The sequence below is a fragment of the bacterium genome (assembly GCA_041648665.1).
Taxonomy (GTDB): domain Bacteria; phylum UBA10199; class UBA10199; order 2-02-FULL-44-16; family JAAZCA01; genus JAFGMW01.
In genome coordinates this window covers 1-16,307 of sequence record JBAZOP010000065.1, presented here as the reverse complement: position 1 = coordinate 16,307, position 16,307 = coordinate 1, and the positions used below count along the sequence as shown (strand labels likewise).

Here is a 16,307-nt window from a genome sequence, read left to right as displayed (position 1 = left end):
GGCCGCCATCGCCGCCGGCATTATAAAAATCCCATCTGCTCTCGAAGTCGCGGTTAAAGCGCTTCGCAAGTTGCCAGAGGTAGAGCGGACAACCGCATTACTCCCGGTACTGCCGGCAGTCGGGACATCTCCAACCGACCGGGATGAATCGGTTGCCATCTCTGACGTAGGTGCGCTGCATCGAGATGGGGCCGGATGCGTGGTTGCAGATCATGGCTCGAGGCCGGGGTCCGTGGTGTGCCATGAGATTGTATACAATCTCGAAGATGAAAAAGGTAATCGGACGCCATACCGCCGAGTTCCGTACCTGCTCCGCGTGTTAGTTGGTGCGGTGTGCCGTTTCTCTATCGAGACGGAGATACACTATTTCGCGACTACCTAATATATTTATATAGTCGAACGTGGTATGGTTATTGTTGATGACCGACGATACCCCGATCTCCCGGTTCCTCGCCACCTACTCCGGCCAGACGCTCGTCGCCTACCGCGCCGCCCTGCTGCTCTTCTTCGATTACCTCTCCGGCGAGCCGAAGCGCGACCCGAAGAAGAAGAAGCGGATCACCGCGGAGGTCATGGCCGGCTACGATGCAGCGGCGACGGCCTACCTCGCAAACGGGCGGAACGTCGTCTATGATGTGCAGGGGTATATCCGGTACATGGAGAACGAGGCCGGCCTCCAGCCGAAGACGGTCGTCACGTACAAAAACTCGGTGATGACGTGGCTCACCATGAGCGATGTCGAGATCCGGCGCTCCCAGGCGCGGCTGATCGCGTCGAAGACGCCCTACCCGGAGAAGATGACCGACTCGGTGGTGCTAAACCGCGAGTTCGTCGCTGGTATCCTCGTGAACGGTGCGCCGCCGCCCCACCTAAAGGCGCTGGTCCTCGTGCTCGCGTCGAGCGGGATGCGGCTCGGCGAGGCGCTGGCGCTGACGATGGCCGATGTCGATCTCGATGCGTCGCCAGCGATCGTGTGGGTGCGGAGATCGGGGTCGCGGAAGGTGCCGAAGAGCGGCCAGCGGCGCGTGACCTTTATCACGAGTGAGGCGACCGAGGCGTTGAAGCAGTGGCTCGACTACCGCCCGACATGGCTCGCGAACAAGGCGGCCTTCGTCGAGAAGCGCACGCGGATCGTCCGCGACGAGGACGGCACCGAGCGGAAGGTGTCGAACCTGCGGAACTTCGAGCGGATCCGCTGCGATGCCGCGACGGAGAAGCGGATCTTCCCGTGCTGCCGGCAGGATGTGACCGACGACTTCTATGCCGCGCTGAAGCGGGCGACCGGCAGCGAGTATATCGATCCCGATACCGGCCGGCATCTGGTACACCTACATTCGTTCAGGACGTTCTTCAACGTGGCCCTGAAGAGCGCCGGCGGGAATGCCCACATCATCGCGGAGCAGCTGATCGGGCACCGGGGCTACCTCGGCGGGGCCTACGACAAGATGACCGTCGAGAAGAAGGCGGAGTTCTACGCCGAGAACGAGCACCTGCTCTGGATCGTGCAGCGGAAGGAGATAACGCCGGACATGGAGAAAGAGACGGCCGCGCTGCGCGACCGTATCGCCGCGCTCGAGGCCGACCGCGAGCGGGACCGGCAGCAGATGATCGAGATGTGGGAGAGCTGGAAACGTAGACAGGATAAATGAGGAAGCTATGATCATGTGCCATGCGTGTGTAATATGGGCAAAGATGGCCTCACAAAAGATGGCCTTGGCTGCACGGTATATTGAAGAAGCGAAGGAGTTAGAGCGATTGATTGAGGTTGAATGCACCGATAAAAAAACAGGGAAAAGAACGTCAGAACTATGTAAATGAGGTTGATAATTAACATGATTGCATTCTTCAGTTACGGGGGAATGATAACCGGGGCGGTTTCGTTATGGGCCGCTATCAACGGTTGCATTATCGAATCGCTTTTGGTATTGTGGTTGGCATCGTTATTTGTGATCGCGGCGTGGGCCGATTGGAGGAATAAATGAGGATGAGAAGATGCCGATTCAACTAGTGCGGTACAAAGTGACGGGGAATAAGGGCGATGATTTCTTCTCGCGGGAATTATCCGGGGCGGTCGAGGCTCTGATCTATGGCCTCTATAAACGTGCTCGCGGTTATGCCGTGAATTGTGAAGAGGTTGTCGTTAAACAGTGGGGATAAATGAGGACGTGAACGTGAAAGTATACGCCAAAATTCGAGAAAGCCTAAGGGAATTGACCTATGAAGAATGGGCGGCTACCGGATTCAGATTCAATCCGTATAAAACATACTGGCCGATTACGCTTGTATTTGTATTCGGTTTGCTATTTGGCTTTGTATTGATGGAGTTATCCCCATAAATGATTCCGGGAGCTATCGAAATGAAATCATGTGAGGAAATCGAGCAGGAGATCAAAAGAGTAACCGGCACGGTGAAGCCAGCCGATGATGAGGAGGTTCGTATTCTCATTGCTGTACGGGTGTCGGCTTTACGATGGGTACTTGATCCCTAAATGAAGGTGATAATTTACGTCTGAAGTCATCAACATCAGAAACGCCCCGTGCGGTTGGCAGAAAGACTCAAAATATGTCTATATCGGGAGATTTCACCACTCCAAGAAATACGGCCTGATTCATAGATCCAAGTGGTTTAATCCTTTCACAGGAAACCGGGCGGGCTCTATCGAATCGTTCAAGGAGTATCTTTACGGGACGCGATTGATAAACGACATCGGAGAACTGGAGGATAAGATTCTCGTCTGTTGGTGCAAGCCCCTCCCCTGTCATGGAGATGTTTTGGTCGAGGCATTGACGTCTCTATCAAACAGAGCGGGAGATAGCAAATGCCGCGATAGGGCTCTGGGAAAAGAGGGTGATCGATATTGTCTTCGACAGGAGAGGGTATGCCATCGCGGTGTATCCCAACTGGCGAACTGCATGTCCGATCAAGAAGAGAATTAAGACCTTGACATAAGAGATTGGGGAATAACTCATGAAGACGAGAGAAGAGATTAAAGCGGAGATTAAGCGCATCGAAGAAATCAGGAATAGACGCGAGACTAGATCCGATGTGGCAGAGGCCATATTAGCAGAGCGACTTATGGCGCTCCGGTGGACCTTGACATAACGAGAGGGATTAAAATGGATGTAACTGTATTGGGTTCGGTTCGGGCATCGCTCGAAGAAGATTACAAAGAACAGCTAGTGATTATTTCAACCACTCCGGACAAATGGGGAAGGATTTACTTTGAGTCGGAGAGCGGCGTTGAGATAGGGATCGACATACCCGATCTGATGAAGGCAATCGGGGACACATTGAAAAATTCTTGACCTTGACATTTGAGGAGGCGGAAAACGTGGTGAACTTCGCACTATCAGAGCATGACAAATGGGCCATAGGAATGTTTCTTGCGACATTCGCAGCGGTAATCACGGTCATATGTCTCTTTAAATTTCCGCTATTCGCGGCGCTGTACGTACCGATATCGGGGATGATCACGATTGGGCTGCTCACCGGCCAATCGTAATTTGGAGTTGTGAACCCTTGAGTTTCAAAATGACAGCAAAATGCTCTAATTGCGGACACGAAGAAACATCTAAAGATTTCTTCGCGTTACCAGAGGAGTATGTTACCGAGTATGGATGCCAGATTCACCGATGCCCGGCCTGCCACAAGGCGCACGGGTGGACCTGGAGATAATCGATCTTGATTTAAGGAGGGATAACTCGCAATGAACGATGGATTGAGAGTTTTAGCATTCGATAGATGCAGCGGGATGTGGACCGAGGATTGTCTCGTTAAGACCGTCGAGGCGGGAGAAGAAGAGATTGCATCTCTCATGGAGGCAGATCCCGACCTATCGCGTGAGCAGTGTGTAATCATCCCGAACGATGGAGAATCGTATAAGAAATACCTCCCGCTGGATTGCGGCGATGTAATTTTCTATACTTGACATTTTGGAGTTGCGAAATGAAAACGAGAGAAGAGATTAAAGCTGAAATTAAGCGGGTCCAAGAGATACGGGACAAGGATAGAGAGAACAATTCTCACGAATTGGAAGTACAGCTGGCAGCCCGGATTATGGCGCTCCGGTGGACCATGACATAAGGAGATGGTGAAAATGGCATGGTTTAGAATTGAGGCAAAAATAAAAACAGATGGCGCACGGGGCGAGGAATTGTTTTACTATCTTGAGACTCTGATGAAAAACCATCTCCCGGTCGAAGAGATCAGAACGCTCGCCGTCAGCGTGGCAAAAGAGGGGTTTGCCGATACCTCGGAGTGATATTGACAAAAGGAAGTGAAAAACGTGCTGCATTTTATCAAACTGATATCTCGCGGCGATTTCCCGTCGGGGCTCGACGTCGAGGAGTACCAGGTATCGCAGGAGATATTCGATACGGTCGTGGACCTGGTGAGTTCGCACCGTTCATCGATCAATCTCTCACGAGGGAAGTGAGATGATGTGGCCCTCTCGATGTAAGTATTACAAGATGAGAAGGATTCGAGCGATACGATTTAGACCGGCGATGGTCGAACCTTGACCTTTCAGGAGCGCCCGTCATTCTACATTATTTTCACTGATTCATATTCGCCGCCGCGATGAATCGCCCGGTACACACGATACCTTCGCGGAGATTCCGCGCGGCTGATCTTACAGCGTGCTGTGCCCCACGATGGCGGCGTGTGGCAGGCCGACCGTCTGGCCGACGATCTGCTGCGCCTGGCGCATGGTGCGGTCGTGCTCCTCGAGGAGCGCATCGCGAAAGATGGTGCGGATGATGTGCTCGTGCTCTTTTCTGATTTTGATGCGGCGCGGCCTTGAAAGTGTTTGCATTTCTGGAAAGAGGGACACCAACGGGTCGCCCGCGGGATGGTCGGGCAGTTGCATGGACGATAGTTTTTCTTTCGACCGCGAGTATTAACCTTCCGATTTCGCGCCGCGAAAGTGTTATTTCTCCATGTTTTTCGCTTGCCGGTCGCGGACCATCTCCTCGAAGACCTGCCAGTAGACGTCGCGGGCGATCTGCTTCAGCTCCTCGCGGACGGTCGGGGCGTCGAGGTTTTCGCGAACCTTGCGGGAGATGCGGGCGTCCTCTTCTTCTTCGTCGATCAGCTTATTGACGGCGACCCGTATGAGCTCGGAGAGGTTGGGATAATTGTTCCCCTCCGCGAAACGGCTCCATCGCTCTTCGTCCTGCGGCCGTATCGAGATCGACTGTCGTTTGCTCTTGGGCATGGCTGCTAGCACTTACGCGATGTACTTTAATACGCTTTCATTTTATGTCGGTGTTTATAAGGTGTACCGCATCACTCTCGGTGTATCAAATCGAAAAGTATATCTCATACGCACCTAAAGAGGTGTATATGGGCTACTCAATACGAAGAACCCTGGAGATGACCGATCGGCACGATGCCATCCTTCAGCGGATGATCGACTGCCAGATCGCGTCGGATAAATCAAGCGCGATACGGTTTCTCATCGACCGTCAGGGCGAGATGATGAAGATTCCCTACGTGCCGATGATCCCGGTCGAAGTGAAGGAGGAGAACTAGATGCAACAGATCGTGAAAGAGGCCGACGTGGACCGCCTGATCCATTCGCGGGACTGGACGGAGCACCAGCAGGGCGTCGAGTTGTTCATGAAGATCGTGCGGGGGGAGATACGGTGCGAACCGGCAAAAGTGTGATTGGCGCCCCGTTCCTACCCCTGCAAGAGTCGGGAAAGGGAGACGCCACCACAAAAGAGGCGACCTATACTTATATGTTTGCTTCTTTTGCCGATGAAACTTTCGGCGCGTTGGCGGCGAGAGCGGCGCCCGGTGTGCAGCGCGTGAGGCCGTGGCCCGATGCAGCGGTACGTGAAACATGCTTCTGGTTCCGTGCGGATTGTCAGCACTTCGACACGAGCCTGTACTACTGCACCAAAGGCAAAGAGTGCGGGCGGTGCCGGGAGTACCGGCAGCGGGGGCGGGCGTGATGTCGTGGTGGTTATTCCGCGAGAAGCCGCCGGCCGATCCGAAGCCATTGCCGATCAATATCGTAGTTGATGCAGATTTATTCAAGTCGTGGATTTACGCGCTCTCGTCGATCGTTGTTGAGTGCAGGGTTCACTTCGAGCCAGATGTGATCCGTGTCACCGCGGTGGATACTGCGAACGTCGCACTTGTGCGAACGTCCATCACAAAATCGGCGTTGAAAAATTACGTCGGTGAACCGCGAGAATTTGGCCTCGATGTCAACAAAGTAAAAGAGATCGTCGAAGCGCTTTACCGCGAATCGTTGTGGAAGGGCTACATCGCCCTCGGTGTTGAAGGTAAGCGGCTCCTCATATCTGGCAACGGATTCGCGATTGATATCGAAGAGTTGGATCCGAACAGCATCAGAAGGGATCCTTCGCAACCAACGATCGAGCTCACGACCGATGCGGTAATCGACGGGTCTGCATTCCATCGGGCGTGTGTGATGGCTGCTGTGTTCTCGGACGGCATCGTTCTCAAGACCGTTGAGTGTGGCGGCCCGGTCTTCGCAATCGCCAAGGGAGATAAATCATCATTCAAGGCGGATCTTGGTGGTAAAGTCAATCACAAGTGTATGGCGCGGTCGAAGTTTTCACTTGACTCCCTTCGGGATTTCGCGAAGTGTGTGACGGGCCAGCCAGTCACCGTACAGCTCGGTAATGATCATCCGGCGATCTTCACGTGGAAACCTTTCGAGGGCGCGGAGTATCAATTCCTAATTGCGCCGCGCATTGAGAGCGAGGACGATCCGGAGAGTGATCCGTGATGCCCCGGCCCTATACCGCCACCGATGAGCCGCACGCCTGGCGCTGCGTGTGCCTGCCGTGCTCGCGCATCGGCCTCGCGCAGCACATCCGCTCGCACCGCATGGTGCAGCTCTGCGAGGTGACCGGCAAACGGCCCGGCTCGATGCGGTGCTGCCCGCTGGCGCAGGACGCGCCGTATCACGGCAATCGAGACGAGGTGGCGGCCATCGTCGGCGGCAGGGCGGTGGTGTGAATGGTTATTACAGAGATGGATATGCTGAAACAGCACCTCGCCGAGCGCATTGCAGACCTCACTGAAGTTAGGGATCGCGACCGTGCGAGGGGTGAGTCTACCGATTTTATTTCTGGTGTTATTCTTGGCCTCGAACAGTTGCAAGAATCCATCCGCGCCGGGACGTTCAAACGCATGGCGACGATTCGCAATAAAAAAGAGGGGCCGCTATGATCGCCGGCCTCCGTCAGCGGTCGCCGTGGCACCCGCTCGAATCGGAGCGCACCTGCGACGTGTGGATTCGCGACCGCGTGGAAGCGTGGTATAACGGGCAGATCACCGAGGAGAACTGGCAGGCGGCGCTCCGGCAGATGCGGCGCGAAGTGTGCTACTTCGCCATCACCAAGCACGGCATCCCACCGGCGATGTTCGTGGAGGTGGGGTGATGTCGAAATTCAGAAAGCAGCCCATCGACATCGAAGCGGTGCGGCTGACCGAGAAGACCGAGATCCGCACTCGTGAAGGTACGATCGTGGGCTACCCCGGAGACTGGTTGCTTACGGGCGTCGAGGGCGAGCAGTACCCATGTGGCGACGCGATCTTCAAGAAGACCTACCACCCGACCGGGCCTGATAAATGCACGTATTGTTTCTGGGGCGGTAAAGAGCGACGAGCGTGCGACGCCTACGAGGTGTGCGTCTTCAAGTGGAAAGAGGAGGCGGCCTGATGCAGCAGCACGAGAAGCCGCTGGCCCTGCATTGCCGGAAGTGTGGTCGCCTGTGGCGGCCGCTCGACCCCTCGAGTACGACGGCCTGCCCGTTCTGCGGCTCGACGGAATGGCGGACGGGAAAGCAGGCGGTGGGCTGAATGGTGATCTCTTTTAATTGGGACCTGGTTACGAAGGCGTTTCTCATCTGGCTCACACTCTCGTTGATCGTCGTCGGCATACAGGGCGTTCTCGGTATGAAAAGACCGGAACGATATACACTTTGGGAGACGCTATCGGCAATCCTCTGGCTCGTTGTTATCGCCGCGGGGGTGTTCTGCTGATGTGCATCGATAACCACGGCCATACCGTCCGCTGCCGGGAGTGCGGCGATACCGGCGAGTTCGAGGCGCTGTCGGGCGATACCGGCCCGTGCTCCTGTCCGGCAGGGCGTGAGCGTGCGGCGGCCCTCGCGATCGCCGCGAACAAGCGGCGGCGAAACGGTATCACCTACTCCGTGCCGTTCGCCACGTTCTGCGACGTGACCTGCGAGCACGGACGATCGGGCCGCTGCCGCTGTGCGATGCGACGAAAATATGCCATCTGCCCGAACGAGTGCGACCCTGACACCCGGAGGAGTTGCCGCGAAGGGTGGGGCGAGTGGCTGATGGGGTTCCCGCCAGAGTGGACCGCCTTGTCTGCCTCGGCAACGCCGTCGTCCCGCAGCAGGTCTTCCCGATCTTCGAAGCGATCGCGGCCATCGAAGGGGGTGTAGCGTGACCCGGAAGATTCCCGGCGCGCTGTGCAACCGCTGCGCCCACATGGAGCGCCGCGAGGTGGTCGAGACGGTGGAGCGGTTCGATATCGCGCACCCGAAGCGGACGGTGAAGGTGAAGGTGAGCCGCGGGGTGCTGCCGATCTGCCGCGCCCGGAACGACCGCGTGTGCCTGTTCGGGTTCTCCATCGAGGCTTTGCGGGCGATGAAGGATCGCCGAGGGTGGGTACGGCGCGGCCGGCCGAAGGGCTCGACCTCGGTTCTCGCGTACTGCCGTGCGTTCGTGCCGTCGCCCGATGCGTACCCGATGGTTGTCGTGCCGATGACGCGGCGCGGAGAGATGCGGCTGGAGGCGTTCGCGTGACACGGGATTGTCACTGGCAGCAAGGAGATAGGCGCTGCATCCATCCCGATACAGTCGGTTGGCACACCTGCACGTTTACGCTCCAAGCGGCGTGCGATCACTATCAGCCGGCGCTCAGTTGGAAAACCCATACGTCTGCAAGAGATAGCGCCGCAACCGAGGATAAGGCGCAGCGGAGGTTGTGCTGATGAAATCCGGTGTCGTTCTAGGTCATTTGAAGTATGAGGTCAACGAAGGCGTTATACTTAGGACAGCCGAAGCGTTCGGCATTAATAACGTATTCCTAGTCGGTGGTATTGACAAGTCCGGGGCCCAAGGCGCTGATAAACACCTTTTGTACCATCGTTTTGACACTTACAAAGAGGTGTGTGAGTTCCTTGTTGATAACGGATTTAATCTAGTTGTTATCGAGAACAACGATTATGCTCGCAACGTTGGCGCGATGAAGTATCCTATAAACCCAGTTTTTATCACCGGCCATGAAAATACGGGCATTCCACGAGAGTTCGTCGAGTACGCAAAAGCGTTTGTGAGAATCCCACAATCATCCGCCTGCTACGTGCGGTGTCTCAATACGTCGGTTGCGATGGGTATTGTGCTTCAAGATTTTCACGCTTCGCTGCGGAGGTTGTGCTGATGGCCCAGACGAAGCATGGGTTTCAGACGGCCCTCGAATGGCGCGGGGATGCGCCGCTTGAAGAGAAGATCGAGTTCGTGATGCGGCAGAACGCCCACATCCTGCGCGAGTTGCAGACGATGAAGGCTCTGATCCGCATGGAGATCAGCGATGGCCGATGAGAGGAGATGGTCGTGTCTGCAATAGCCACCTTTTACGCTTCGGTGTACTGTAACCTCCGGGCGAAGGCGGCAGCTGGGAAGCTCGACGACCGTGAGAAGACAGTCTTCCCGTTCATTGAGCGCGTATGCCAAGGCGAGCGGTTCCCCATACCTGATGATGTCTTTCGGTATGTTCAGGAGCAATATGAAGAGCCGTTAGTCGAACGTGAGAGACACGACTTCGAGAAGAACGGTCTCGCGAAACTTCGCACGAAGATCAGCGGGATAACCGGCGAAGGGCTCAACGACATCTCGGATGAGCGATACCAGAAAGAGATGGCCGCGCTCAAGGCGGAGTCGGACGAACGGGAAGAGCGGCGCAAGCAAATCAAACTGGCCGCGAACCTACCAGTGATCAGCGTTACCGGCGCCCGGCTCCGCGAGATGACAGCGACGGCCCTCGAGTGCATGATGGCGGCGAACGAGCCCCCCGAGCTCTTCGTGCGATCTGGCGATATTGTCAGGATCGACCGCACCGAGGAAGGGTTGCCCATCGTGCGCATCATGACCGAGTCGGCAGTCCGCGGTGTGTTGGACCGCTGCGCGAACTGGGTCGAGGTTCGCATGGTTGGCTCGAACGGTAAGTCGGCCCCGAAAGAACTGGTGACGATGCCGCCGCTCGCGGTCGTGCGGGACTTGATCGCCCTCGGCACATGGTCGCTGCCGACGCTCGCGGGTATTATCGAGACACCGACGATCCGCGAGGTGGATCGGAAGATCACGCCGGTCGGGTACGATCCGGAATCGAAGTTCTACTATGCACCCGAGCCGGCCTTCGCCGTGGCGCCCGTGCCGGACGCCCCGAGTGTCGCGGACCTCCGCGAGGCCGTGGCCCTGCTGCACGAGATCATCGAGGACTTTCCGTTCGCTGATGATGCCGGCAGGGCGAACACGCTCGCCGCGATGATCACGGCGATCATTCGTCCGCTTATCAAAGGGCCGGTGCCGATGATCCTTTTCGACAAGCCGCAGGCGGGCACCGGCGCGTCGCTGCTCGCTGAAGTGATCTCGATCGTCGCCACGGGCCGACCGGCTGCGATGATCTCCTCGCCGAAGGATGACGAGGAGTGGAACAAGCGCATCATCAGTATGCTCGTCGCCGGTCGCCTCGTGGTGACGGTGGATAATGTCGAGGGGAAGTTGTACGCCCCGGCGCTCGCGTCGCTCCTGACGGCGACGTTCTACCAGGGCAGGATCCTCGGGCAGTCCCGCGAGGTGACGCTGCCGCACCATTCGGTGTGGCTCGTGACGGGCAACAACATCCAGCTCGGCGGCGACCTACCGCGGCGGTGCTACTGGGTACGGATGGATGCGAAGATGGCCCGCCCCTGGCAGCGTGAGAACTTCAAGCACCCCGATCTCCGCGAGTGGGTCCGTGCCGAACGCGGGCGGATCGTCGCCGCGGTCCTGACCATCGTGAAGTCATGGATGCTGGCCGGGCGGCCGAAAGCGAAGAAAGAGCCGCTGGTCGGCAGTTTCGAGGAGTGGGCGAAGATGCTCGCGGGCATCCTCGAGTACGCCCAAGTGCCGGGGTTCCTCGCCAATAGCGAGGAGATGTACGAACAAGGGGATGTCGACACCGAGGCATGGGAGGGGTTTCTGCAAACGTGGTTCGCAAAGTGGCAGGATGCTTCCGTGACGGTGTCGGAGATCACGACGTTTCTGCAACTCTCTGAGAAAGACGCGATGGCCCAGTCATCGATCGGCGACAAGGTCCACGTCAAGCCGTCGGATATGTTCGCGACGCTGCCCGACGATCTGGCGAACGTGAAGATCGGAACGGCATCGTTTCCACGGAAGATGGGGAGGGCCCTCGCGAAGAAGGCCGGGGTCCGGTTCCCGTGTGGCTACATGTTGGTGAAGGGGGAGACCCAGCACCATGCCGTGACGTGGAGGGTTATCGAATATGAGAAGGTTGTCAAAAATGATGGAGGGAATTAAAGTATGGTTGCGTTAAGACAAGTAGACTATGTACAAAACCGGGGAGTTAGGGAGTCTAGGGAGTTACGCTTACCCCAATGTGTGATCCAGACCCTAGGGTATAGAAACTGGCTATGGGGGAAAATGGACTCACCGAACTCCCATAACTCCCTGCACCCAAATCTGATGAACAACGGTGGAGGCGTCTGATGTCCCGGCCATCCCCCGAACGCATCGAGGCCATCCGCCGCCGGCGACAGATCCTCCTGAACCACATCGCGGAGAACGCGAAGGGTGGCCGGGCCGCGTTCTACAAAACGAAGCACCTCGCCAAAGACGCCGGGCTCAGTTCCGTCGAGGTCGGCCACTATCTCACCGATCTCTCGCGAGGGTGCGCCGAGTACGACGTCGAACTCTGGAGCCGCGGCACGCACGTCTGGCGCGTCGCACCACGGGAGGCGTCACCATGATCTGGCGCTGCCGGGACTGTGGCCACGCGAACCCCGTCCACATCTCGTCACAACAGGCCGTGAAGTGCGGCGGGTGCGGCCGCATCATCTGCGACGCCAACCCGCGGGGCTGGTACGCGGTGAAGGTCGGGCGCTACACCGTGCGGGAGGCGGCATCGTGACCTCCCCCGCCACTATCCTCGCGGACCTCCGGGCCATCCGCACGCGCCTCGCCAACCACGAGGTCGATCTCGTCCTGGCCGGCAAAGGCCACGCGCTGCCCGAACCGCAGGCCCGGCGCATCCACGCGGCCCACGGCGATATCGCGAAGGCCAGCGACGCCATCACGCTCGCGATCCTCGAACTGGAGGGCGTGCGGCCATGAACAAGAAAAACCAGCGCCGCCTCTGCCAGTTCCGCACGGCGCTCGAAGAAGACCCAGAACAAGCCGCGAAAACTGCCGCGATGAAGGCCGCCTGCCTCCGGCACCACAACTACATGCTCTGGAGAGACGCCCGCAACGCCGCTGAAAAAATGACCCGGCTCCACCCGCCGTACATCTACGAGGCGTTCAAATGCCCGGTCTGCGGTTGGTGGCACGTCGGCCGGCCGAACAAACAGCAGCAGGTCAACGCCGTCAAGTGGATGGCGTTCGTCGAACGGCAGGGGGCCACGCCATGAAGATCCCCACCGCCGCCATCCTCTCCTTCGCCGTCTGCATCGCCGTGCTCGCCATCGCAGCGCCGCACCTCGAAGAACAGATGCAGATCGACCTCGAACGGGCCGAGGAGTTCTGCCAGGGCGGGTTCTGCGACTTCGAGGCCCCACCACCGATGCACTGGGAGAACCTTCTCCTCCTCATGGGCATCACCGGCGCAGCCGCGACGGTCATCACCCTGATCGTCGGCATGGAGCCCGACCACCACCCGCGGACGCCGAAAGGGGGCGACCTATGACCGCCGCCCCACCCTGCCGCTGGTGCGACCTCCCGATGGAAATCCAGTGGCCGACCTGGTGCTGCCCGCAGTGCGGCCGCAGGATCGGCATGTACAAACGCCGCGTGATCTTCGACGGCGACAAGCACCTCCGGCCGCAGGGGGCCGAAGCGTGATCCCCCTCCCGCCCATCATACCCGGGACCTGCATGGCCTGTGGCACGCCGATCCCCGCCGACCGCCAGCTCTGCTCCGCCTGTCTCGCGAATCTCCCGCCGGCATGGTTCGATCCCTACAGTACGCAGCTCCCGGAGATTCCATGACCCCGACGCTCGTCGAATGGATCAACAGGATCTATCTGGACGCCATGTGGTTCGTCAAGTTCCGCGCCAACGATCTCGCGTGGGCCATCCACGACCGGCGCAACCCACCCATACGGTGCCCGCATTGCGGGAGGCTGATCCCATGACCCCTATCGACCGCGAGATGCTGCTCACCCTCGTCGTCGGGTTTGCGTTCTGCGCCGTCGTGATCGTGGCGGTGCTGCCATGAGCCACGTCCTCGACCAAATCTGGTGGTCGTTCCAGTACCACGCCGGCGTGCCGATCTGCCCTGACTGCGGGGCGCCCGTGTGGGAATGCGGCCCGGCGAGCGACCGCATCACGCACTGGCGATGCCGGGGCTGCGGCAAGGACATGCCGCCGGGGTGGTCGGTATGAGCTCTATCATCGCCCTCGACGGCACGGTGCTCGACCCCGCCCGCATCCACCGCGCGTATGCTGACGGCCGCTGGTATGCCGCGAACATACGGGCGAAGCATCTCGAGCAGGCGATCCGCACGCTCACGTCGCTCAGGCTCGACGCCTACCAGGAGATGGCCGATCGCGAGCGCGAGATGTTCGGGGGGGGATCGCCCTGACCACCAGTATGCCACCAGGCGAAGCCTGTGCGATTCTGGTGCACTCAGGTCGTGCAGATGCACCTCGACATCGATCATGCACCACAAACGCACCGGGGGCGTTCTAGTGCGGCTCGTCCTCGACCTCGCCGTGCAGCCGGCACTCTTCGCCGCCGGCCTCTGGTGTATCGCCATCGGCCTCCTCTGCATGGTCCTCGGCCCGCCGCTCGCGCTGCCGCCCGATCTCACGGGGTCCTACTGTGTCGGCGCGATACCCGGCGCGTGGCTCGACTGGCACGAGTACGCGCTCCGGGTCTCGCTCGTGCCGATCGGCGCGATGCTCGCGCTGCTGGCACGGGCCGTCGGCTGTCGGGAGCACATTGCCGGCAGGCACCTCCGGGCCCTCGCGACGATGCCGCCGCACCAGGCGGGCATCACCCTCGAACCGTGGAACGAACGGGCGAGCCTGTGGATAGTGCGGCCGGTGCCGGAGGGCGCGGTATGAAAGTAATAACCTTGTGCGGATCAACGAGGTTTAAGGCGGCATATTTACAAGCGCAGCAAGATTTAACGCTGAAAGGGAATATCGTTATCTCCGTCGGCCTATTCGGTCACGCCGATTGCATCGACCTCACGCCGGAAACGAAAGCGATGTTGGACGAGATGCATTTACGAAAAATCGACATGGCCGATGAGATTTTCGTGATCAACCCTCGCGGCTATGTCGGGGAGAGCACGAAGCGGGAGATCGCGTATGCCAAAGGACATGGCAAGGCGGTGCGGTATCTCGAGGTGACCACATCATGATCTGGATCTGCCGCGAGTGCGGCCACCGCAACCCATTCGCCGCTGCGAACGCGAACCGGGCCGTCCGGTGCCAGGGATGCAACCGCACCATCTGCGAGCCCGTCGAGCCGCGGGGCTGCATCGTCAAGGTCGGCCGGTACACCGTGCGGGAGGCGGCATCGTGACCACCCCCTCCGCCATCCTCGCGGACCTCCGCCAGATCCGCACCCGCCTCGACAACCACGAGGTCGATCTCGTCAAGGCCGGCGAAACAAACGCCCTGCCAGACGGCCAGTTCGTGCGCCTGAAGCAGGCCCACGCCGACGTCGCCCGGGCCAGCGATGCGATCACGCTCGCCATACTCGAGCTGGAGGGCGTGCGATGACTCCCAACGAGATCACGATCCTCTCGATCGTCGCTATGGGCTGCATACTCATCGCCGCCTTCGGGTATGCAGCAGGGTATCTCGCCGGCAACAGCGACGGCATCCAGGCAAAACAAAACGAACGGCCCGAATGGATCGACGACGGCTGTAAGTACAAATGCTGGAACGAATCGATATCCTGCGAAACGCTGCACGACGTATGCGATCCGTACTTCGATCCGCGGTTCTGCACGAGGTGTGCGCCGTGACAGCCTTCGTCGAAGATCGCAGCATAACGCTGCCGGCATTCCTCATCACGGTCTGCGGCATCGTGACGGTCGTATGGTCGCAACTCACCCGCGACGCCTTTTACGCCGCACCGTGGGACGCCGACACGCTGTACAACGTCGTTACACCAAATGGCATGGCTGCAATGGGGATTCTGGCAATCGCTGCGGGGTTTACGCTCATCGCTATTGATAGCGCGATTTGCCGTCAGAAAGGGGGCGATCTCTGATGTCCTGGGAATCCCAGTACAACGGCCGCCTCGTCTGCTGCCTGCGGCACCGGAAGCACGCGACGAAAGAACAGGCCGGCATCGCCATGAAACGCCTTCAGCAGAAGCGGCCCGCCGACGAGTTCAGCATCTGGCATTGTTTCATCTGCGGCCGCTACCACGTCGGCAGACTGCATAAGGCAGAACGGGCGAACCGCGATGCGTGGGTCGCGTGGGTCGCGAAGCAGCAGGGGGCCACGGCATGACCGACGACGAACACCCTTCGGCACGAGAGGTCTTGGGCGCGAGTATGTTCGCCGCGGGAATCTACACGCTCGTCTTCACCGGGATCCTTCGCCTTGCAGAGCTAGTCACGAACACATCGTTCTTCGAGTGGGGTAGCGACGTGTACGGCGTTCTCTCGTTGATAGTCTTCACGACTATCATGGTGGCATTCTTTGCCTCCAACGGATTCAAAAACAGAACCATCCCGCCGCTCTATTGGCGAGCGGTCTTCTTCTGGAGGTATCGATGACCTGCTTCGGCTGCAAGCACCGCCTGCCCTGGCTCCGCTGCTGGCTGCACGAACGGCCGCGGTGGATCCATCTCGTCGTCCGGCCGTTCGGCTGCCTCGACTGGAGGGGGCAGCCATGATCTCCGAGGTCGGCGTGCTCTGGCTCGTCCTCGCCATCATCCTCGCGCTGCTGGCACTCGGGCCGGTCATCACCTTCTTCAAGTCGTGGAAGGCCGTGCTCGACGCCGCGGAGGTGCATCACCAGTGACCATCCACGATGCACCACAA

At 58.9% G+C, this 16,307-nt stretch carries 40 protein-coding genes and 1 pseudogene; 39 read left to right on the top strand and 2 right to left on the bottom strand.

What is annotated here, in order from left to right; translation table 11 throughout:
- The 7 genes from WC683_15200 to WC683_15170 all read left to right on the top strand — a co-directional run.
- Window positions 1-382: hypothetical protein (locus WC683_15200; protein MFA4973957.1), on the top strand; the 382-nt coding region annotated here is incomplete at its 5' end.
- 37 nt (window positions 383-419) lie between these two features.
- On the top strand, window positions 420-1,649 hold the full coding sequence (locus WC683_15195; GenBank protein ID MFA4973956.1) for a tyrosine-type recombinase/integrase: 1,230 nt from the start codon (window positions 420-422) through the stop codon (window positions 1,647-1,649).
- A gap of 868 nt (window positions 1,650-2,517) precedes the next feature.
- Window positions 2,518-2,937, top strand: a complete 420-nt coding sequence (locus WC683_15190) for a DUF4326 domain-containing protein (GenBank protein MFA4973955.1) — start codon at window positions 2,518-2,520, stop codon at window positions 2,935-2,937.
- A 150-nt stretch (window positions 2,938-3,087) separates the two neighbouring features.
- On the top strand, window positions 3,088-3,306 hold the full coding sequence (locus WC683_15185) for a hypothetical protein (GenBank protein ID MFA4973954.1): 219 nt from the start codon (window positions 3,088-3,090) through the stop codon (window positions 3,304-3,306).
- Between the two features lie 401 nt (window positions 3,307-3,707).
- On the top strand, window positions 3,708-3,929 hold the full coding sequence (locus WC683_15180) for a hypothetical protein (GenBank protein MFA4973953.1): 222 nt from the start codon (window positions 3,708-3,710) through the stop codon (window positions 3,927-3,929).
- A 168-nt stretch (window positions 3,930-4,097) separates the two neighbouring features.
- On the top strand, window positions 4,098-4,262 hold the full coding sequence (locus tag WC683_15175) for a hypothetical protein (GenBank protein ID MFA4973952.1): 165 nt from the start codon (window positions 4,098-4,100) through the stop codon (window positions 4,260-4,262).
- Window positions 4,263-4,277: 15 nt separating this feature from the next.
- Window positions 4,278-4,436, top strand: a complete 159-nt coding sequence (locus tag WC683_15170; GenBank protein ID MFA4973951.1) for a hypothetical protein — start codon at window positions 4,278-4,280, stop codon at window positions 4,434-4,436.
- Window positions 4,437-4,631: 195 nt separating this feature from the next.
- Here the strand turns inward: WC683_15170 and WC683_15165 are convergent, their stop codons facing one another.
- Together WC683_15165 and WC683_15160 are read right to left on the bottom strand one after the other, a co-directional pair.
- Window positions 4,632-4,868: a hypothetical protein gene (locus WC683_15165; GenBank protein ID MFA4973950.1), complete on the bottom strand. Its 237-nt coding sequence runs from the start codon at window positions 4,866-4,868 to the stop codon at window positions 4,632-4,634.
- A 60-nt stretch (window positions 4,869-4,928) separates the two neighbouring features.
- Entirely contained in the window at window positions 4,929-5,216 is a 288-nt protein-coding gene (locus WC683_15160) for a hypothetical protein (GenBank protein MFA4973949.1), read from the bottom strand.
- Between the two features lie 128 nt (window positions 5,217-5,344).
- Here WC683_15160 and WC683_15155 point away from each other — a divergent pair, with 128 nt between their 5' ends.
- The 32 genes and pseudogenes from WC683_15155 (at window position 5,345) to WC683_15000 (ending at window position 16,287) form a co-directional block, all read left to right on the top strand.
- On the top strand, window positions 5,345-5,533 hold the full coding sequence (locus WC683_15155; GenBank protein MFA4973948.1) for a hypothetical protein: 189 nt from the start codon (window positions 5,345-5,347) through the stop codon (window positions 5,531-5,533).
- Entirely contained in the window at window positions 5,534-5,668 is a 135-nt protein-coding gene (locus WC683_15150) for a hypothetical protein (GenBank protein ID MFA4973947.1), read from the top strand.
- A 247-nt stretch (window positions 5,669-5,915) separates the two neighbouring features.
- Window positions 5,916-6,764 carry a hypothetical protein gene (locus tag WC683_15145; protein MFA4973946.1) on the top strand — a complete coding sequence of 283 codons (849 nt, stop codon included), beginning with the start codon at window positions 5,916-5,918 and terminating at the stop codon, window positions 6,762-6,764.
- Entirely contained in the window at window positions 6,764-6,997 is a 234-nt protein-coding gene (locus WC683_15140; GenBank protein ID MFA4973945.1) for a hypothetical protein, read from the top strand. Before WC683_15145 ends, WC683_15140 begins: the two co-directional genes overlap by 1 nt.
- Window positions 6,998-7,210, top strand: a complete 213-nt coding sequence (locus WC683_15135; GenBank protein MFA4973944.1) for a hypothetical protein — start codon at window positions 6,998-7,000, stop codon at window positions 7,208-7,210.
- Entirely contained in the window at window positions 7,207-7,422 is a 216-nt protein-coding gene (locus WC683_15130; protein ID MFA4973943.1) for a hypothetical protein, read from the top strand. The genes WC683_15135 and WC683_15130 overlap by 4 nt, the downstream gene beginning before the upstream one ends.
- A complete protein-coding gene (locus WC683_15125; GenBank protein ID MFA4973942.1) occupies window positions 7,422-7,703 on the top strand; it encodes a hypothetical protein in 282 nt (93 codons plus the stop codon). The genes WC683_15130 and WC683_15125 overlap by 1 nt, the downstream gene beginning before the upstream one ends.
- Window positions 7,682-7,843, top strand: a complete 162-nt coding sequence (locus tag WC683_15120) for a hypothetical protein (GenBank protein ID MFA4973941.1) — start codon at window positions 7,682-7,684, stop codon at window positions 7,841-7,843. The genes WC683_15125 and WC683_15120 overlap by 22 nt, the downstream gene beginning before the upstream one ends.
- A 490-nt stretch (window positions 7,844-8,333) precedes the next feature.
- Window positions 8,334-8,462 (top strand): annotated as a pseudogene (locus WC683_15115) (DNA (cytosine-5-)-methyltransferase).
- On the top strand, window positions 8,459-8,821 hold the full coding sequence (locus tag WC683_15110; GenBank protein ID MFA4973940.1) for a hypothetical protein: 363 nt from the start codon (window positions 8,459-8,461) through the stop codon (window positions 8,819-8,821). The pseudogene WC683_15115 and the gene WC683_15110 overlap by 4 nt, the downstream one beginning before the upstream one ends.
- A 187-nt stretch (window positions 8,822-9,008) precedes the next feature.
- A complete protein-coding gene (locus tag WC683_15105) occupies window positions 9,009-9,458 on the top strand; it encodes a TrmH family RNA methyltransferase (GenBank protein MFA4973939.1) in 450 nt (149 codons plus the stop codon).
- Complete coding sequence (locus WC683_15100; protein MFA4973938.1) at window positions 9,458-9,619, top strand: hypothetical protein; 162 nt, start codon at window positions 9,458-9,460, stop codon at window positions 9,617-9,619. Before WC683_15105 ends, WC683_15100 begins: the two co-directional genes overlap by 1 nt.
- Before the next feature lie 12 nt (window positions 9,620-9,631).
- Complete coding sequence (locus tag WC683_15095) at window positions 9,632-11,599, top strand: hypothetical protein (GenBank protein MFA4973937.1); 1,968 nt, start codon at window positions 9,632-9,634, stop codon at window positions 11,597-11,599.
- Between the two features lie 188 nt (window positions 11,600-11,787).
- Window positions 11,788-12,048 (top strand): hypothetical protein, encoded by a 261-nt coding sequence (locus WC683_15090; GenBank protein MFA4973936.1) that lies wholly within the window; start codon window positions 11,788-11,790, stop codon window positions 12,046-12,048.
- The gene (locus WC683_15085) at window positions 12,045-12,209 is read left to right on the top strand and encodes a hypothetical protein (GenBank protein ID MFA4973935.1); all 165 of its coding nucleotides are present in this window, start codon (window positions 12,045-12,047) and stop codon (window positions 12,207-12,209) included. Before WC683_15090 ends, WC683_15085 begins: the two co-directional genes overlap by 4 nt.
- Window positions 12,206-12,412 (top strand): hypothetical protein, encoded by a 207-nt coding sequence (locus WC683_15080; GenBank protein ID MFA4973934.1) that lies wholly within the window; start codon window positions 12,206-12,208, stop codon window positions 12,410-12,412. The genes WC683_15085 and WC683_15080 overlap by 4 nt, the downstream gene beginning before the upstream one ends.
- Complete coding sequence (locus WC683_15075) at window positions 12,409-12,708, top strand: hypothetical protein (protein MFA4973933.1); 300 nt, start codon at window positions 12,409-12,411, stop codon at window positions 12,706-12,708. Before WC683_15080 ends, WC683_15075 begins: the two co-directional genes overlap by 4 nt.
- Complete coding sequence (locus WC683_15070; GenBank protein ID MFA4973932.1) at window positions 12,705-12,983, top strand: hypothetical protein; 279 nt, start codon at window positions 12,705-12,707, stop codon at window positions 12,981-12,983. The genes WC683_15075 and WC683_15070 overlap by 4 nt, the downstream gene beginning before the upstream one ends.
- Window positions 12,980-13,138 carry a hypothetical protein gene (locus tag WC683_15065; GenBank protein ID MFA4973931.1) on the top strand — a complete coding sequence of 53 codons (159 nt, stop codon included), beginning with the start codon at window positions 12,980-12,982 and terminating at the stop codon, window positions 13,136-13,138. Before WC683_15070 ends, WC683_15065 begins: the two co-directional genes overlap by 4 nt.
- A complete protein-coding gene (locus WC683_15060; GenBank protein ID MFA4973930.1) occupies window positions 13,135-13,284 on the top strand; it encodes a double zinc ribbon domain-containing protein in 150 nt (49 codons plus the stop codon). Before WC683_15065 ends, WC683_15060 begins: the two co-directional genes overlap by 4 nt.
- Window positions 13,281-13,430, top strand: coding sequence for a hypothetical protein (locus tag WC683_15055; GenBank protein ID MFA4973929.1), 150 nt, complete (start codon window positions 13,281-13,283; stop codon window positions 13,428-13,430). The genes WC683_15060 and WC683_15055 overlap by 4 nt, the downstream gene beginning before the upstream one ends.
- Window positions 13,431-13,509: 79 nt before the next feature.
- Complete coding sequence (locus WC683_15050) at window positions 13,510-13,680, top strand: hypothetical protein (protein ID MFA4973928.1); 171 nt, start codon at window positions 13,510-13,512, stop codon at window positions 13,678-13,680.
- Complete coding sequence (locus WC683_15045) at window positions 13,677-13,880, top strand: hypothetical protein (GenBank protein ID MFA4973927.1); 204 nt, start codon at window positions 13,677-13,679, stop codon at window positions 13,878-13,880. The genes WC683_15050 and WC683_15045 overlap by 4 nt, the downstream gene beginning before the upstream one ends.
- 76 nt (window positions 13,881-13,956) lie before the next feature.
- Window positions 13,957-14,364: a hypothetical protein gene (locus tag WC683_15040; GenBank protein MFA4973926.1), complete on the top strand. Its 408-nt coding sequence runs from the start codon at window positions 13,957-13,959 to the stop codon at window positions 14,362-14,364.
- A complete protein-coding gene (locus WC683_15035) occupies window positions 14,361-14,666 on the top strand; it encodes a hypothetical protein (GenBank protein MFA4973925.1) in 306 nt (101 codons plus the stop codon). The genes WC683_15040 and WC683_15035 overlap by 4 nt, the downstream gene beginning before the upstream one ends.
- Window positions 14,663-14,830 (top strand): hypothetical protein, encoded by a 168-nt coding sequence (locus WC683_15030; protein ID MFA4973924.1) that lies wholly within the window; start codon window positions 14,663-14,665, stop codon window positions 14,828-14,830. The genes WC683_15035 and WC683_15030 overlap by 4 nt, the downstream gene beginning before the upstream one ends.
- Window positions 14,827-15,030: a hypothetical protein gene (locus WC683_15025; GenBank protein MFA4973923.1), complete on the top strand. Its 204-nt coding sequence runs from the start codon at window positions 14,827-14,829 to the stop codon at window positions 15,028-15,030. Before WC683_15030 ends, WC683_15025 begins: the two co-directional genes overlap by 4 nt.
- On the top strand, window positions 15,027-15,278 hold the full coding sequence (locus tag WC683_15020) for a hypothetical protein (GenBank protein ID MFA4973922.1): 252 nt from the start codon (window positions 15,027-15,029) through the stop codon (window positions 15,276-15,278). The genes WC683_15025 and WC683_15020 overlap by 4 nt, the downstream gene beginning before the upstream one ends.
- Entirely contained in the window at window positions 15,275-15,526 is a 252-nt protein-coding gene (locus WC683_15015; GenBank protein ID MFA4973921.1) for a hypothetical protein, read from the top strand. The genes WC683_15020 and WC683_15015 overlap by 4 nt, the downstream gene beginning before the upstream one ends.
- Window positions 15,526-15,771: a hypothetical protein gene (locus tag WC683_15010; protein MFA4973920.1), complete on the top strand. Its 246-nt coding sequence runs from the start codon at window positions 15,526-15,528 to the stop codon at window positions 15,769-15,771. Before WC683_15015 ends, WC683_15010 begins: the two co-directional genes overlap by 1 nt.
- Complete coding sequence (locus WC683_15005) at window positions 15,768-16,040, top strand: hypothetical protein (GenBank protein MFA4973919.1); 273 nt, start codon at window positions 15,768-15,770, stop codon at window positions 16,038-16,040. The genes WC683_15010 and WC683_15005 overlap by 4 nt, the downstream gene beginning before the upstream one ends.
- Window positions 16,041-16,155: 115 nt before the next feature.
- The gene (locus WC683_15000; protein MFA4973918.1) at window positions 16,156-16,287 is read left to right on the top strand and encodes a hypothetical protein; all 132 of its coding nucleotides are present in this window, start codon (window positions 16,156-16,158) and stop codon (window positions 16,285-16,287) included.
- The last annotated feature ends 20 nt before the right edge of the window (window positions 16,288-16,307 follow it).

Coding starts and splice junctions, on each gene's coding strand:
- WC683_15195 (MFA4973956.1), top strand. CDS start 420: ATGACCGACGATACCCCGATCTCCCGGTTCCTCGCCACCTACTCCGGC.
- WC683_15180 (MFA4973953.1), top strand. CDS start 3,708: ATGAACGATGGATTGAGAGTTTTAGCATTCGATAGATGCAGCGGGATG.
- WC683_15175 (MFA4973952.1), top strand. CDS start 4,098: ATGGCATGGTTTAGAATTGAGGCAAAAATAAAAACAGATGGCGCACGG.
- WC683_15165 (MFA4973950.1), bottom strand. CDS start 4,868: ATGCAACTGCCCGACCATCCCGCGGGCGACCCGTTGGTGTCCCTCTTT.
- WC683_15160 (MFA4973949.1), bottom strand. CDS start 5,216: ATGCCCAAGAGCAAACGACAGTCGATCTCGATACGGCCGCAGGACGAA.
- WC683_15155 (MFA4973948.1), top strand. CDS start 5,345: ATGGGCTACTCAATACGAAGAACCCTGGAGATGACCGATCGGCACGAT.
- WC683_15150 (MFA4973947.1), top strand. CDS start 5,534: ATGCAACAGATCGTGAAAGAGGCCGACGTGGACCGCCTGATCCATTCG.
- WC683_15140 (MFA4973945.1), top strand. CDS start 6,764: ATGCCCCGGCCCTATACCGCCACCGATGAGCCGCACGCCTGGCGCTGC.
- WC683_15135 (MFA4973944.1), top strand. CDS start 6,998: ATGGTTATTACAGAGATGGATATGCTGAAACAGCACCTCGCCGAGCGC.
- WC683_15130 (MFA4973943.1), top strand. CDS start 7,207: ATGATCGCCGGCCTCCGTCAGCGGTCGCCGTGGCACCCGCTCGAATCG.
- WC683_15125 (MFA4973942.1), top strand. CDS start 7,422: ATGTCGAAATTCAGAAAGCAGCCCATCGACATCGAAGCGGTGCGGCTG.
- WC683_15105 (MFA4973939.1), top strand. CDS start 9,009: ATGAAATCCGGTGTCGTTCTAGGTCATTTGAAGTATGAGGTCAACGAA.
- WC683_15100 (MFA4973938.1), top strand. CDS start 9,458: ATGGCCCAGACGAAGCATGGGTTTCAGACGGCCCTCGAATGGCGCGGG.
- WC683_15090 (MFA4973936.1), top strand. CDS start 11,788: ATGTCCCGGCCATCCCCCGAACGCATCGAGGCCATCCGCCGCCGGCGA.
- WC683_15085 (MFA4973935.1), top strand. CDS start 12,045: ATGATCTGGCGCTGCCGGGACTGTGGCCACGCGAACCCCGTCCACATC.
- WC683_15075 (MFA4973933.1), top strand. CDS start 12,409: ATGAACAAGAAAAACCAGCGCCGCCTCTGCCAGTTCCGCACGGCGCTC.
- WC683_15070 (MFA4973932.1), top strand. CDS start 12,705: ATGAAGATCCCCACCGCCGCCATCCTCTCCTTCGCCGTCTGCATCGCC.
- WC683_15065 (MFA4973931.1), top strand. CDS start 12,980: ATGACCGCCGCCCCACCCTGCCGCTGGTGCGACCTCCCGATGGAAATC.
- WC683_15055 (MFA4973929.1), top strand. CDS start 13,281: ATGACCCCGACGCTCGTCGAATGGATCAACAGGATCTATCTGGACGCC.
- WC683_15050 (MFA4973928.1), top strand. CDS start 13,510: ATGAGCCACGTCCTCGACCAAATCTGGTGGTCGTTCCAGTACCACGCC.
- WC683_15045 (MFA4973927.1), top strand. CDS start 13,677: ATGAGCTCTATCATCGCCCTCGACGGCACGGTGCTCGACCCCGCCCGC.
- WC683_15040 (MFA4973926.1), top strand. CDS start 13,957: ATGCACCACAAACGCACCGGGGGCGTTCTAGTGCGGCTCGTCCTCGAC.
- WC683_15035 (MFA4973925.1), top strand. CDS start 14,361: ATGAAAGTAATAACCTTGTGCGGATCAACGAGGTTTAAGGCGGCATAT.
- WC683_15030 (MFA4973924.1), top strand. CDS start 14,663: ATGATCTGGATCTGCCGCGAGTGCGGCCACCGCAACCCATTCGCCGCT.
- WC683_15020 (MFA4973922.1), top strand. CDS start 15,027: ATGACTCCCAACGAGATCACGATCCTCTCGATCGTCGCTATGGGCTGC.
- WC683_15010 (MFA4973920.1), top strand. CDS start 15,526: ATGTCCTGGGAATCCCAGTACAACGGCCGCCTCGTCTGCTGCCTGCGG.
- WC683_15005 (MFA4973919.1), top strand. CDS start 15,768: ATGACCGACGACGAACACCCTTCGGCACGAGAGGTCTTGGGCGCGAGT.
- WC683_15000 (MFA4973918.1), top strand. CDS start 16,156: ATGATCTCCGAGGTCGGCGTGCTCTGGCTCGTCCTCGCCATCATCCTC.